Source organism: Bradyrhizobium sp. Ken01, from assembly GCF_055807355.1.
In genome coordinates this window covers 1-12,731 of record NZ_JBVVPC010000089.1, presented here as the reverse complement: position 1 = coordinate 12,731, position 12,731 = coordinate 1, and the positions used below count along the sequence as shown (strand labels likewise).

16 protein-coding genes are annotated in these 12,731 nt (G+C 64.6%); 7 read left to right on the top strand and 9 right to left on the bottom strand.

Features of this window, described 5'->3' with window-relative positions:
- Positions 1-285: 285 nt before the first annotated feature.
- On the top strand, positions 286-1,341 hold the full coding sequence (locus AC0L3S_RS38000) for a serine hydrolase (RefSeq protein ID WP_473284993.1): 1,056 nt from the start codon (positions 286-288) through the stop codon (positions 1,339-1,341).
- Between the two features lie 69 nt (positions 1,342-1,410).
- Here AC0L3S_RS38000 and AC0L3S_RS37995 read toward each other — a convergent pair whose 3' ends face one another.
- Both AC0L3S_RS37995 and AC0L3S_RS37990 read right to left on the bottom strand, forming a co-directional pair.
- A complete protein-coding gene (locus AC0L3S_RS37995; RefSeq protein WP_473263901.1) occupies positions 1,411-2,232 on the bottom strand; it encodes an outer membrane protein in 822 nt (273 codons plus the stop codon).
- A gap of 272 nt (positions 2,233-2,504) precedes the next feature.
- The gene (locus tag AC0L3S_RS37990; protein WP_473264020.1) at positions 2,505-3,209 is read right to left on the bottom strand and encodes an SDR family oxidoreductase; all 705 of its coding nucleotides are present in this window, start codon (positions 3,207-3,209) and stop codon (positions 2,505-2,507) included.
- Between the two features lie 122 nt (positions 3,210-3,331).
- Between AC0L3S_RS37990 and AC0L3S_RS37985 the strand changes: the two genes are divergently transcribed.
- A complete protein-coding gene (locus AC0L3S_RS37985) occupies positions 3,332-4,174 on the top strand; it encodes a GNAT family N-acetyltransferase (protein ID WP_473284991.1) in 843 nt (280 codons plus the stop codon).
- Between the two features lie 18 nt (positions 4,175-4,192).
- Here the strand turns inward: AC0L3S_RS37985 and AC0L3S_RS37980 are convergent, their stop codons facing one another.
- The gene (locus AC0L3S_RS37980; RefSeq protein WP_473263903.1) at positions 4,193-4,633 is read right to left on the bottom strand and encodes a hypothetical protein; all 441 of its coding nucleotides are present in this window, start codon (positions 4,631-4,633) and stop codon (positions 4,193-4,195) included.
- A 282-nt stretch (positions 4,634-4,915) separates the two neighbouring features.
- On the opposite strand from AC0L3S_RS37980, the gene AC0L3S_RS37975 reads away from it, so the two are divergent.
- Positions 4,916-5,200, top strand: a complete 285-nt coding sequence (locus AC0L3S_RS37975; protein ID WP_473263904.1) for a hypothetical protein — start codon at positions 4,916-4,918, stop codon at positions 5,198-5,200.
- A gap of 53 nt (positions 5,201-5,253) precedes the next feature.
- Here the strand turns inward: AC0L3S_RS37975 and AC0L3S_RS37970 are convergent, their stop codons facing one another.
- The 6 genes from AC0L3S_RS37970 to AC0L3S_RS37945 form a co-directional block, all read right to left on the bottom strand.
- Entirely contained in the window at positions 5,254-5,544 is a 291-nt protein-coding gene (locus tag AC0L3S_RS37970) for a hypothetical protein (protein ID WP_473284989.1), read from the bottom strand.
- Between the two features lie 20 nt (positions 5,545-5,564).
- Positions 5,565-6,014, bottom strand: coding sequence for a curlin (locus tag AC0L3S_RS37965; RefSeq protein ID WP_473263906.1), 450 nt, complete (start codon positions 6,012-6,014; stop codon positions 5,565-5,567).
- 47 nt (positions 6,015-6,061) lie between these two features.
- On the bottom strand, positions 6,062-6,439 hold the full coding sequence (locus AC0L3S_RS37960) for a curlin (protein WP_473284987.1): 378 nt from the start codon (positions 6,437-6,439) through the stop codon (positions 6,062-6,064).
- A 30-nt stretch (positions 6,440-6,469) separates the two neighbouring features.
- Positions 6,470-6,862, bottom strand: a complete 393-nt coding sequence (locus AC0L3S_RS37955) for a hypothetical protein (RefSeq protein WP_007611483.1) — start codon at positions 6,860-6,862, stop codon at positions 6,470-6,472.
- Between the two features lie 119 nt (positions 6,863-6,981).
- On the bottom strand, positions 6,982-7,383 hold the full coding sequence (locus tag AC0L3S_RS37950; protein WP_473263908.1) for a curlin subunit CsgB: 402 nt from the start codon (positions 7,381-7,383) through the stop codon (positions 6,982-6,984).
- Positions 7,384-7,548: 165 nt separating this feature from the next.
- Positions 7,549-8,208, bottom strand: a complete 660-nt coding sequence (locus AC0L3S_RS37945) for a response regulator transcription factor (RefSeq protein WP_473263909.1) — start codon at positions 8,206-8,208, stop codon at positions 7,549-7,551.
- 590 nt (positions 8,209-8,798) lie between these two features.
- Here AC0L3S_RS37945 and AC0L3S_RS37940 point away from each other — a divergent pair.
- From AC0L3S_RS37940 to AC0L3S_RS37925, 4 genes are read left to right on the top strand one after another with little or no spacing between them, the layout of a single operon-like run.
- The gene (locus tag AC0L3S_RS37940) at positions 8,799-10,226 is read left to right on the top strand and encodes an efflux RND transporter periplasmic adaptor subunit (RefSeq protein ID WP_473284985.1); all 1,428 of its coding nucleotides are present in this window, start codon (positions 8,799-8,801) and stop codon (positions 10,224-10,226) included.
- Positions 10,223-10,948, top strand: coding sequence for an ABC transporter ATP-binding protein (locus AC0L3S_RS37935; RefSeq protein ID WP_473263911.1), 726 nt, complete (start codon positions 10,223-10,225; stop codon positions 10,946-10,948). Before AC0L3S_RS37940 ends, AC0L3S_RS37935 begins: the two co-directional genes overlap by 4 nt.
- Positions 10,945-12,168, top strand: a complete 1,224-nt coding sequence (locus AC0L3S_RS37930) for an ABC transporter permease (RefSeq protein ID WP_473284983.1) — start codon at positions 10,945-10,947, stop codon at positions 12,166-12,168. The genes AC0L3S_RS37935 and AC0L3S_RS37930 overlap by 4 nt, the downstream gene beginning before the upstream one ends.
- Positions 12,169-12,216: 48 nt before the next feature.
- Positions 12,217-12,534: a response regulator transcription factor gene (locus tag AC0L3S_RS37925; protein WP_473263913.1), complete on the top strand. Its 318-nt coding sequence runs from the start codon at positions 12,217-12,219 to the stop codon at positions 12,532-12,534.
- Positions 12,535-12,731: the final 197 nt, after the last annotated feature.

Here is a 12,731-nt window from a genome sequence, read left to right as displayed (position 1 = left end):
CCGCGCGACGCGCGCATCACATAGCGCCGTAGCTAGCGCGGCTTGGCCGCGGAGGCCGACCCGTTACCCCATCTACAAACCACGCGCGCGGAACCCACCACGCGCAATCGTGAATAGGGAGGCACCGCCCTTCCCGCTACAAGAGACCGGGGGCGCATCGAATCCTGCGCCAGAGCCGTGCCGTCTGTTGCCACCTCATCGTATCTCACCCGACGGGCGCTCGCGCACGCTGCGCTCGTTCCCCTCGCGCTTGCCTGGCCGCGCTACGCCGCGGCGGATTCAGACATGATCGCACAGATGCGCGACATCGTCGCGAACGAGCTGGCGCCGACCGCGACGCCGGACCAGCCGGGCGGTCTGGCCGCCGCGCTTTATGCCGGCAGCCATCTCGAATTCTTCACCTACGGCTTTGCCGACGACGCCGCGCGAAGGCCGGTCACGCCGGATACGCTGTTCAACCTCGGCTCCCTGCGCAAGCCGTTCGAGGCGACGCTGGTCGCGCTCGACACCCTCCGCGGCGAGCTGCGGCTCGACGATCGTCTGGCGGAATATCTCCCCGAGCTCACCGGCGACTATGTCCGCGGCATCACCGTCGGCGAGCTCGTCACGCACACCTCAGGCATGCTGCTGCCGACCGACCATCCGCCGTGGCCGAGCGACACTTTTTCGCGCGCACAGCTCATCGACATGTTCAACAGCTGGAGACCGCAGGCCGGCGAAGTGCCGGGCAAGCAGCGCGTCTACAGCCACGCCGGCTACGTGCTGCTTCAACTCGTGCTCGAGCGCTGTCACGGCGCACCGATCGCAACCCTGCTCGAACAACGTATCCTCGAGCCGATCGGCATGAATGCGACCTCCGTGCCCGAACGCGGCGAGGACAGCCGTGCCGTAATGGACGAGGCCTGGATGCAGCGCGCGGTCCAGGGCTATTCGGATCAGGGCATGGCGATCGGCCCCATCGGCAACCAGCAGAGTTATTTTGATTTCCCCGGCACGGGCCAGATGTTTTCCTCGCCGCGGGATCTCGCGACATTCGTTGCTGCCTGCGTCGACGGGCGGTCGATCAATCCGCAGTTGCGCGAGGCATTGCGGATGACGCAGCACGAGGCTTTCCGCGTCGACGACAAGTTCGGACAGGGAATGGCCTGGGAGACGGTGCGTCTTCCAGGCGTCGCCGTCGTCGACAAGCCGGGTGGGCTCAACAACGCCTCCGGTTATATCGGCCTCGTGCCGGCACAGCGGATCGGGATCGTGCTGCTCGCCAATCGGGGCGAATATCCCCACGAGATCGCGCGCTATAAAATCCTGCCGGCGTTGGCGCGCCTCGTGGCTTCGCACTGACCCCGCCTCGCCGAAACAGAAAGCCCCGGCCAGACCGGGGCTTTCGACGCCAGGATGGAAACGGGATGCTTAGTACCTCGCGACGACCGGTCCGCCGAACTTGTAGTTCACGCCGACGCGCACGATGTTCGATTTGATATCGACCGAGTGGGTGAAGACGCTGGTCGGAAACGCGCCGCCAAGCAGATTGGTGCTGGTCACGGTACTGCGTCCGAGATCGACGTAGAGATATTCCGCCTTGAGCGACCAGCCGCCGCCGACGGCATATTCGGTGCCCACACCTGCGGTCCAGCCGAGGCGCGTGTCGCGGATCGCGGCCGACTCCGTCGCCGCGGCGAACGTGTCGGTGAAGTTGAAATTGCCCTTCACCTCGGCGATGGCCGCGCCGCCGGTGGCGTAGAGCAGCCAGGTCGGAGCCGCGAGGAAGCCGATGCGGCCGCGGATGGTGGCGAGCCAGTCGGCCGAGACCGAAGATGACACGGTGAAGCCGGTCGGGGCGCAACAGGGATAGAGCGCCGACCCGGACCCGCTGCCCTTGAAGCCGAAATGGTTGATGTCGCCCTCTAGGCCGAGCACGGCATTGTTGACCTGCCAGTTGTAGCCGGCGGTGAGACCGCCCGTGACGCTGGAGCTGTTGACGCGCTGGGCGCCGACCGCAGCAATCGCAGTGACACTAGTGTCCGCGAAATAGCCGAAGGGAGCAACCGCGGTCGAGCTGGCGGGATTGGCGCTGCCCCATTGTCCGCCGACATTGCCGCCGACGTAAAAGCCGGTCCAGTTGTAGGCCGTCGCCATCATCGGTGCCTTGGTGTAGTGCGCCGCGAGGTCTGCCGCCTGCACGGATGTGGTGCCCAAGAGGACCGCGGCCACCGCCAGCAAAAACTTCTTCATTCCAGTCTCCTTGCCTCACGCGATCGGTCTCGCGTGTCGAATGCGCGCGGGCGGAAGTTGTCCGGCGCAGATCCGGCATAGGCTGCCGGTCCCTCGCCGTCTTGGGCTGCGGCGAAGTTCATAGGGGCTGTGACGTAGTGTGAGTCGTGCGGCGCGCGAACGCGTGACGGGTGTGACGGAGGGGCCACGCATCACCCTTCGGCAGCGGCGGGCCACACACACCACTGTCGCATCGCGACACCCCGCGAGAACGCGATTCGAATCGGTCCGGCTCAGACCGAACGCGTCAGTCCGCCGTCAACGCGGATGTTCTGTCCGGTGATGTAGGCCGCGCCGTCGGACGCCAGGAACGAGATCGTCGCGGCGATTTCCTCGACCTTGCCGTAACGCCGCATCGGCACGCTGTCGCGGCGTGCATCCAGCTGCGGCAAGCTGTCGATCCAACCCGGCAGCACATTGTTCATGCGGATGTTGTCGGCGGCATGGGTGTCGGTGAAGATCTTCGTGAAGGCGGCAAGGCCGGCGCGGAACACCGCAGAGGTCGGAAACATCGCGCTCGGCTCGAACGCCCAGGCGGTCGAGATGTTGATGATCGCGCCGCCCTTCTGCGTCTGCATGATCGGCGTCACCAGCCGGGTCGGACGGATCACGTTGAGCAGATAGGTGTCGAGGCCGGTGTGCCACTGCTCGTCGGTAATCTCGGTGATCGCCGCCCGGGGCCCATGGCCCGCGCTGTTGACGAGCACGTCGATGCGTCCCCATCGGGCAAGCGCCCCGTCCACAAGCCGCTTCAGATCGTCGTGCGACTTGTTGGAACCGGTGACCCCTAACCCGCCGAGCTCAGCCGCCAGGGCCTCGCCCTTGCCGGAAGAAGACAGGATGGCGACGCGAAAGCCGTCGGCTGCGAGCCGACGCGCGGCCCCTGCCCCCATGCCGCTACCGCCGGCGGTCACGAGTGCGACCTTCTCTGCTGCCATCTCTGCTGCCATGAGCGATCATCCTTTGTGATATCGTGGAGGCGAGCCGCAGGCCCGGCCTGTCATGAGGCCTTCTACCGCCGGACCGGCCGGAAGGTCCACCGTCGAAAGCGACTTGAAAGATGAGCGATTTGCAGATCCGCAATTTGCGCCCCGAGGAGATCGCCACCGCCGTCGAGTGGGCCGCGGCCGAGGGCTGGAATCCGGGCCTCTCCGATGCCGCCTGTTTCGCGATCCCGGACGCGAAGGGCTTCTTCGTCGGCGAGATCGAGGGCGAGCCGGTCGCGACCGTCTCCTGCGTCAATTACGACGATCGCTTCGCATTTCTCGGCTTCTACATCGTGCGATCGGATTTTCGCGACAGAGGCCACGGCTTGCGCATCTGGAACGCGGCGGTCGCCCATGCGGGCACTCGCGTGATCGGCCTCGACGGCGTCGTGGCGCAGCAGGACAATTACAGAAAGTCCGGCTTCCAGCTTGCCTACGCCAATATTCGCTATGGCGGCATCGTCGCCGCGCCACCGAAGCCGCCCGCCGACGTAATTGCGCTCGACACGATCCCGTTCGCGCTCATTGAAGCCGACGATGCGACGGTGTTCCCGGCTCCGCGCGGTGCCTTCCTGCGTGCCTGGATCGGCACATCAGGACATGTTGGTCGCGCGTTGCTGCGCGACGGCAAGCTCACCGCATGGGGCGTGATCCGGCCGTGCCGGACCGGCCGCAAGATCGGCCCGCTCGTCGCCGACGACCGCGCGGCGGCGGACGCAATCGTGCAGGCCTTGCTGGCGAGCGCAAGCGGCGGCGAAATCTTCCTCGACGTCCCCGCCGTCAATCGCGAGGCGATCGCACTCGCGGAAAAGCTCGGGCTGAAGCCGGTGTTCGAGACGGCTCGGATGTACACGGGGCCGATCGCGCCGCTGCGGATCGACCGCGTCTTCGGCGTGACCAGTTTTGAGCTGGGCTAGCTGAGCCGAACGCGCTGCTCAGTAGCAGCGCATGATGTTGACGGTGTGCTCGCCGCCGCCGCGGCCGGGCACGGTGACCTGCTCCGTCGGACAGCTCGGCACGTAGGGCCGGTCGGACGGCACCACGTTCGGCGGGAAGCGATGCGTCCAATCCCAGGGAACGTCGTACGTGTAGGTGTAGCGCACGTCGTTCGATACGGGTTGGGCGGTCTCGGCGAAAGGCTGGCCGTAGCCTGCATTGTCATAGTAGAACCCGCCGCCGCCGGGCCAGTAGACCCAGGGCGTGTTGCGGCCACGGAACCTGGCGCCCGGCGCAATCGGCGGACGCGCCGCCGGACCGGAAGGCGTGGCGGCATGTGCGACGGCGCCGCCGGGTCGGGCAAAACTGTCGCTGGGGGCAAGGAGCAGCGCGGCTGCGCTGAGCGAGGCGAGCAACGCCCCAAATGATCTGGACATCATGATACGCACCAACTCGTTTGGCTTCGCGGATAGCGGCTCCCCACCGCACGCTAGGCCGGGCTGTCGCCCACCCGCAAACGTATAATTAATTATTGGTTAAGGCACGGGATTGATAGGGAACAAGCTGCGGCAAGACGCCCGGGATTCCGGCTGATGTCGCACGTGTTCCGGGAAAACGGACTTCATAACCAGTTGATCGGAGTTGATCGCTTCGGCCGACAACGCCCGGAACGCTCCCGCACTGCGGTCGTTGGCTCCCGACACCAGCAAGGAGCATGTCCAATGCAGAACAAATCGAAACTCCTCTGCCTGATCACGGCTTCACTCGTCGCGGGCACGGCGGCCGCTTCGGCCCAGGGCTATGATTGGAACGGACCGCGCGCGGGATGGGACCGCACGGCCCCCGCTTACCAACCGGTTCAGCCACGCGCGTACTATCCGGATGTCGCGGGGCCTTACGGTGCGCTCAACGGCACCAACCATCCGGCGCCGAGTTCGACGCAGGGCGATGTCGGCCCCGAGGGTAACAACAACGGCACCCTGACGGGCGTCTATCGGAGCTGGTAACGCCCGCTCACGCCGAGGCCCATCGTCCACCACGGACGATGGGCCTTCGTGCGTCAGCGGCCCTGCTGCTTGCGCAGCCAGTCCAACATATCCTGCGGATTTCCGGTGCCCTGCGTCACGATGGCGCTGTTGCCGCCGCTGCGGCGATAGACCGTCGTGCGCCCGGGCTCCTTCTCAATCTTGACCTCGGCCTGCGCCGGATCGCCGCTCTGGGTAATGACGGACGTGCCGTTCTCGTCCTGAACTATTGTGGTATGGCCGTCGCCGGACTCGCCAGCTCCGGCCGGCCCGGCTGTCATCGCCGTCATGATGCTCATTCCTGCTGCAAGTACGATGAATCTCATGTTGCACCTCGCATTCACGATCACCGGCTGAACTGAAATATCGACAGCCAGTTGGAGCGCCCGAATTGTCGCACCGTTCCCGTGTTCATGTCTCCGATCTGGAGCAGGAGGGCGTTGGTGGAATTGCCGACCTGCGTGATATCGGCAATGTTGCTCACGCCCGACTGGCCGATCGCCACATTGGTGGTGCCACCCACCTGGATCACATCGACATAATTTCGCGTGCCGTTCTGGATGATCGTCGCATCGACCGTTCCCGTGCCACCGATCTGGATGACACGCGCGATATTGATGCGGCTGTTCTCTTCGATCGTGACCGGCTGGACATCGTTGCCGAATTGCACGATCGTCTCGATGCTCACGTTCCGGTTCGTCACGCCGCGCTGGACGGATCCGGCGGATGCCTCGGACGCGACGCTGACGACGGCAAGCAATGCCGCCAATGCCAGCAGTAGCCTAGCGCATTTCATTGCCTTGCCCCCATTACATTTCTGACGACGGCGAGGTCGCACTCAGCTCAGTGGCTATTTTGGACGACAGTCGCCGAGTTGAACGCACCGAACTGGGACAGGAAACTGCTGGTCGATTGGCCGGCCTGGCCGACAAACGCAAGATTATTCACGCCCGTCTGCCCGACCGATGCCGACGTCGTCCCGCCGAATTGCAGGATACCGGTCGCGTTGTTCGTGCCGTTTTGAGTGACGGTCGCGCTGGTGCTGCCGCCGATCATGAACACGCCGGCCATGTTGAGCTGGCTGTTCTGGTTCAGCACCACCGGCGGGCCGCCGAGCGACACGATGGTCTTGATATCGGCAGTCTGGGCACCGGCCGAGCCGGCGCCCCCGCAACACAAGGTGAGAAATGCGCCACAGGCGGCGCCTGAAAAATGTCTCATGAAATGCCTCGCTATCGAAAAGGATTGCGATCACGGAGTCTGCTGCAAAATCGTCGAGCCGTTCAGGATTCCGAGCTGTCCGACGCCGGCCGCGTTGTTCGCGCCGATCTGGCCGATCAGGCTCGAATTGAAGCCACCGGCCTGGCCGGCCAGCGCCGTGTTCGACGCCGTCGCGGTCGTACCGCCCTGCCCGATCACCGAGGTGTTGACGGTGAGGAGCGAACCCGTCTGCAACGTGGTTGCAGTATTGGTGGCGCCGAATTGCATCGTGGTGGCGCTGTTGTTGGTGCCGCCACTCTGCGAGATGAAGGAGTTGTTGGTGGTGCCGAATTGCAGCACGCTGGCCGAGTTGCCGGCCTGGGCATCGACGGCGGTCAACAGGCTGAACGCGACGATCGTGGCAACGAGATATTTTTGATGCATGACATTTCCTCCGCAAAAGTCGGCGGACAACTTCTCACCGAGTCGTCCTGCCCGAGGCGGTGCTTTCAAGAATGGCGCGGACGCGCCGCAATTGGCGCGTCCGGCCAAACGGGGCTGGCTTAGTGCGCCGTCTGCGAGACGGTGCTGCCGTTAACGCCGAACACGCTGAGCTGTCCGACGGCGGCGGCGTTGTTCTGGAGCGGGGCAGGCCCGAACGAGTTCTGGGTGATCGAGCTGCCGTTGTTGCCGAACGCCACCTGGCCGGTGGTCGCCGAGTTCTGCACGCCGATCTGGTTGACCGTGCTGCCGTTGTTGAGCGAGGCCGCGCTGGTGCCCTGCATCGTGGTCGCACTGTTGACGAGGCCGAGCTGGCTGGTCGACGAGGTGTCGTTGGTGAGGCCCTGCTGCGAGACGCTGGAACCGTTCACGAGGCCCACTTGCACGGTGGTCGAGGTGTTGGCGGCCTGCGCGGCGGAGGACAGGGCGAGCACGGCAACGGAAGCAAAAAACAATTTGCGCATGGAATATCCTTTCTGGCTAAGATCTCTGACTGGGTTCGGATGCCGTCTTGGAGGAGGCCGACATCGCAGGACCGACTTTGAACCGATCGTGCTGCGTGCGACAGACTGCAGTTCATGCTAATCGGTACGGACTAGACGTTGCGCGGCGCCTTGGTGCCCGCAGTACTAGCTGTACGGTTGTCCCGCGCCAATTCGTGTCGTCTCGTCTTCGCGTCCCATGCTGTCGACCAACCGCACCACCTCGATCGGCGAGCGAAGCTCCAGCTTTCGCATCATCCTGGCGCGATGGACCTTGGCCGTCACTTCGCTCACCCCAAGCTTCGCCGCGATCTGCTTGGCAACGAGACCCTCGGCCATCAACAGCATGATCTCGCGCTCCCTTGCCGTCAGCGTCTCGACGCGCTGGCGCGCCTCGCGCACGCTATCTTCGCGTTCGAGCCGCCTGCGGTCGCGCTCGATGCCATGCCTGATCGCATCGAGGATCTCCTGTTCGCGAAACGGTTTTGGAAGAAACTCGACTGCGCCGCGCTTCATGGCCTCGACCGAGACCCGGACGTCGGAATGGCCGCTGATGAAGACGATCGGGATGAGCACGCCCGTCTCGGCGAGCCGGCGCTGAAGCTCGAGGCCGGTCGGCGCCGTGCCGGGAAAGCGGACGTCGAGCACGAGGCATGAAGGTCCGCCGGAAATACTGCCCGCGACGAACTCGTCCGTCGATGCAAACAATTTTACCTGATGCCCGGTCTCCTCGCAGAGACTTCCTATCGCAGTTCGAATCTGAATTTCGTCATCAATGATATAAACTGTAGCTTGACCTGAACTCATGGCAACGGGCTCCCCGGCTTGGGGCTCGATGAACACGCAACGAGCCATCCATTCTTCTTGCAAGCGAGATCAAGGTGCTTGGATGAATTCGCGGGGATCGGGCGAGTCGCTCCGATCCGCCGCTTCGACGTCTTAGGGCCAACACCCGTTCAAGACGAGTGAAGGTGTTCACATATCGGGTTTCGTGATTGCGGGGATTCGCGCTTGGGAGCTGCGGCATCACAGCGAGGCGCGATATCGACAATGCGACGATCTGGAACTTCGGTATCGCCCGCTGCGTCATGGCGTCGCCACCCACGTGCCGACTTGAACGCCAGGCGCTGGCCGCTTCAGCCAGAACAGACGGGACGTTAAGTCAGCTTGTCGAGTTCGATACCGCGCGCATCATATCGATACGCTCCGTATGCATTTCCGGCAAGTCACGAAAAATAGCACCCGAAGACTTTACTTCTGGATCATCAAGCGCACCCGACCGACGCCCCGGCAGCGGCGACACACTGACGATCGACTGCGCTTTCTAAGATTTACAACCATAGCGCGATCTTTCTCCGTGCCGCCAACGATGCCATTTCAAGAGGCGGGTTTTTGATATGCGATTTGTGCCAGTTATTGCCTTGCTCGGAACCGCATGTGGCCTCGCCGCGATCTACGCCGCCCGGCCAGCCGTGATCAGCGACGCCGCCTGGGCCGCGGCGCAGAAGGCGGCCCGCGCCTATGAATCGACCCAGCGGCTGCTCGGACCGGTCGGGCGGGAAACACGGACCTTCGGATCGGACGCCCCCGTATTCCGCTATGCCTCGATCCAGCGCGGCAGCATCGAGCAGACCATCACCGTCACCGGCGCCCTGCAGCCGGTCAAGACGATCGAGGTCGGTTCCCAACTGTCCGGGCAGCTCGCCCGGGTCTATGTCGATTTCAACGACACAGTCACGAAGGATCAGCCGCTCGCCCTGATCGATCCGCGCAGCTTTGCGGCCAAAGTCGACGAAGCCAGGGCGGCCGTGGCGGTGGCGAACTCCTTTGTCGACATCGAGCGGGCCAAGCTCGACCGCGCCAGGATCGATCTGCAAAACGCCAGGGGCAGCAGAGACGTACTCGTGGCCAAGCTCGACAGCGCGCAGGCGGTCAAGGCGTCGGCGCAGAAGACCTTGCAGCGCAAGCTGGCTCTACAGTCACAAAATGTCGTGGCGGTAACGGCGGTGGATGACGCCCAGACGGAGTTCACCGCGAGGCTTGCCCAAGAGCGCGAAGCCGAAGTCCTGATGTCCCTGAACGCCTACTCAGTCGACGGCGCGCAGGCTGATATCCGCCGGATCGAGGCGGAATTGCAGCAGGCACGAATGGCCGTGCCGGAGAAGGCGGCCGTTCTCGCTGCGGCCCAGGCCGATCTCGACCGCACCGTGATCCGCTCGCCGATCGATGGCGTCGTCGTCGGCAGGTTCGTCAACGAGGGCCAGACGCTCGCGGTCGGACTGGAATCGCGCACGACGTTCGTGGTCGCGCACCGACTGGAGGACATGGAAATTCACGCCCAGGTCGACGAAGCCGATATCGGGCGAATCGCCCCCGACCAGCGCGCCCATTTCACGGTGGATGCCTACCCGGACCGCCGCTTCGAGGCGGTGGTGCGGCAGGTGCGCAAGGCACCACAGAACCAGCAGCACGTCGTGACCTACACCGTGGTCCTGGCGACCTCCAATCTCGACGGCGCGCTGCTGCCCGGCATGACCGCCCTGGTGAAGATCGTGATCGAGCGGCAGGACGACGTGCTGAAAGTGCCGCTTGCCGCGTTGCGCTTCCAGCCCTCCGGCACGCAGCCGGATGCCGCGGCGCGCAGCGGGGTGTGGGCGCGCACTGCAAGCGGCTCACTCCGGCGTATTCCCGTGACCGTCGGCGCGGCCGGCACCGAACAGGTCGCGCTCAGGAGCGGAGACCTCGTCGAGGGCAGTCAGGTCGCCGTGGGTCAGGCCATCCGGCCGGCCGGCATGGAGTTTCTCGGCATCAGGTTCGGATCATGACGGCCCCCCAGCCCCTCATCAGCCTGCAGTCGGTCTCCAGGACCTATCGCGCCGACGGAGTAGCGGTGACTGCGGTGCGCAATGTCAGCTTCGACATCGAACGAGGCGAGATCGTCGCGGTGATGGGACCGTCCGGCTCGGGAAAATCGACGCTGATGAACATGATCGGGCTGCTCGACCTGCCGAGCGAGGGCGCGCTCTATCTCGAGGGAGCCGACGTCGCCGATCTCTCCGAGGACCACCGGTCGTCCCTGCGCGCCCGCAGCATCGGCTTCGTATTCCAGTCCTACAATCTGCTCGCGCGCCACAATGCGATTGAGAACGTCGCGCTGCCGCTGGTCTATTGCGGCATCAGCCGCAAGGAACGCCTGGCCCGCGCCGAGCAAAGCCTGGAGGCCGTCGGCATGGTGCACCGGGCCCACCACTTCCCGCGGCAGCTCTCGGGCGGCGAGCAGCAGCGCGTCGCGATCGCGCGCGCCCTGATCGCCTCTCCGCTGATCGTGCTCGCCGACGAGCCGACCGGCGCGCTCGACAGTCGTACCGGCGCCGAGATACTGGCCCTGTTCGCCGCGCTCAACCGGACCGGCCAGACCATCGTGATGATCACGCATGATCCCGGCATCGCGACCCAGTGCCGGCGCACGATCCGCCTGCACGACGGCGAGCTCGTCGCTGACGAAACGCTGGTCCCGATCCTGCCGAAACGGAACGCTGCGCCATGACGATGCTCCAGGGCTTTCAGATCGCTTTGCACGCCTTGCGCCTCAATCCGTTGCGCAGCATCCTCACCATGCTCGGCATCGTGATCGGCGTCGCCTCCATCGTCACCGTGTTTGCGATCGGGTCCGGCGCGCAGCTTCGCCTCCAGGAGCAGATCCGCTCGATCGGCGCCAACGTGCTGATGATCAACCCCGGCGCGGTCTACCAGGGCGGCGTGCGTCTCAAGGATGGCAGCAAGCTGACCATGACCGAGAGCGACGTGCAGGCGATCCTCGAGCAGATCCCCGAGATCCAGGCAGCGGCGGGTTCGATTGCAGGAACGGCGCAGGTCATTCACGAGAGCAAGAACTGGAACACGACCATCAACGGGACGACGACCGGGCACTTCATGGTCCGCGACTGGCAGCTTGCGACCGGGCGCTATTTTTCCGGCACCGAGGAGGCAGGCGCCGGCAAGGTCGTGATCCTCGGCAGCACGGTGGCGCAGGAGCTGTTCGCGCCCGGCGAAGACCCGATCGGTGCACAGATCAGGATCATGAAGGTGCCGCTCGAAGTGGTCGGCGTTCTCGATCGCAAGGGACCGGCGCAGGACGACGTCGCCTTCGTGCCGCTCACCACGGCCAAGTTGCGCTTCCTCGGCAGCGCAAGCAACATCAACCGGGATTCGGTCGCCTACATCATCGCCAAGGTGGCTGCGGATGGACAGATGGCGGGGGCGCGAACGGAGATCGAAAACCTGTTGCGGCAGCGCCACCGTATCCCCGCTGGCCAGGAGGACGACTTCAAGGTCCAGGATCCGGCCGCCGCCATGGAAGCGCAGCAGGGAGCGATCCGCACCGTCGCGCTCCTGCTCGTCGCTATCGCCTCGGTCTCGCTGCTCGTTGGCGGCATCAGCATCATGAATGTCATGATCGTGTCGGTCACCGAGCGCACGCGAGAGATCGGAATTCGCCGCGCGCTTGGCGGGCGGATGCGGGACATCCGTCTTCAGTTTCTCTGCGAGGCGCTCGTGCTCTGCCTGCTCGGCGGTGCGATCGGCGTCGGTGCCGGCGTCACGCTCTCGATGACGGTCGCGCGCATGGCAGGATGGATCACCTCGATCGACGGCCAGGCGATCGGCCTCGCCCTCGCCTTCTCGATCGCGACCGGCCTGATCTTCGGTTTTTATCCCGCCCACAAGGCATCCAAGCTCAGTCCGATCGAGGCACTCAAGACGGAGTGAGAACATGCTGGGGTGTTCGCGTCGACCAAAGGCCACGGAGGAGCAGTCATGAGTCCGGATCCGAAACATTCGATCACACCAACGCCACGCGAGCGGGACCTGATGATGCTGATCGCACGCGGCATGCAGAACAAGAACATCGCGTACGAGCTCAAGATCTCGGAGAACACGGTGCGGGCGCATATCGGCAACATCATGCGCAAATACCGCCTTCAGAACCGGACCCAGATCGCGATCATCTTCGCCCTGCAAGCGGCGCCGCCATCGCTTCGCCGCAACCTCGCCAATGGCGGCCGCAATTCCATGACGGCCGCGCCGGCCAAGGCGGTCGCGCAGAATACGCCGGTCCCGACCGCGCCGGACTGACGGCTCCGGCCACAATCCCTTGCGTCATTTCGGGCGAAACACCCAAGTCCGGGGTCAACGGACCGGCGACAAAATATTTCTCTTTATTAGAATTCGGATTTTTGTTAGGAGTTTCTCGACCCGGCCCAAGGAAGAGGGGCGTATCGCGATCGTCACGAACGCGGGCCGGACGGCGGTGGACGTTGGTCACATCGGCG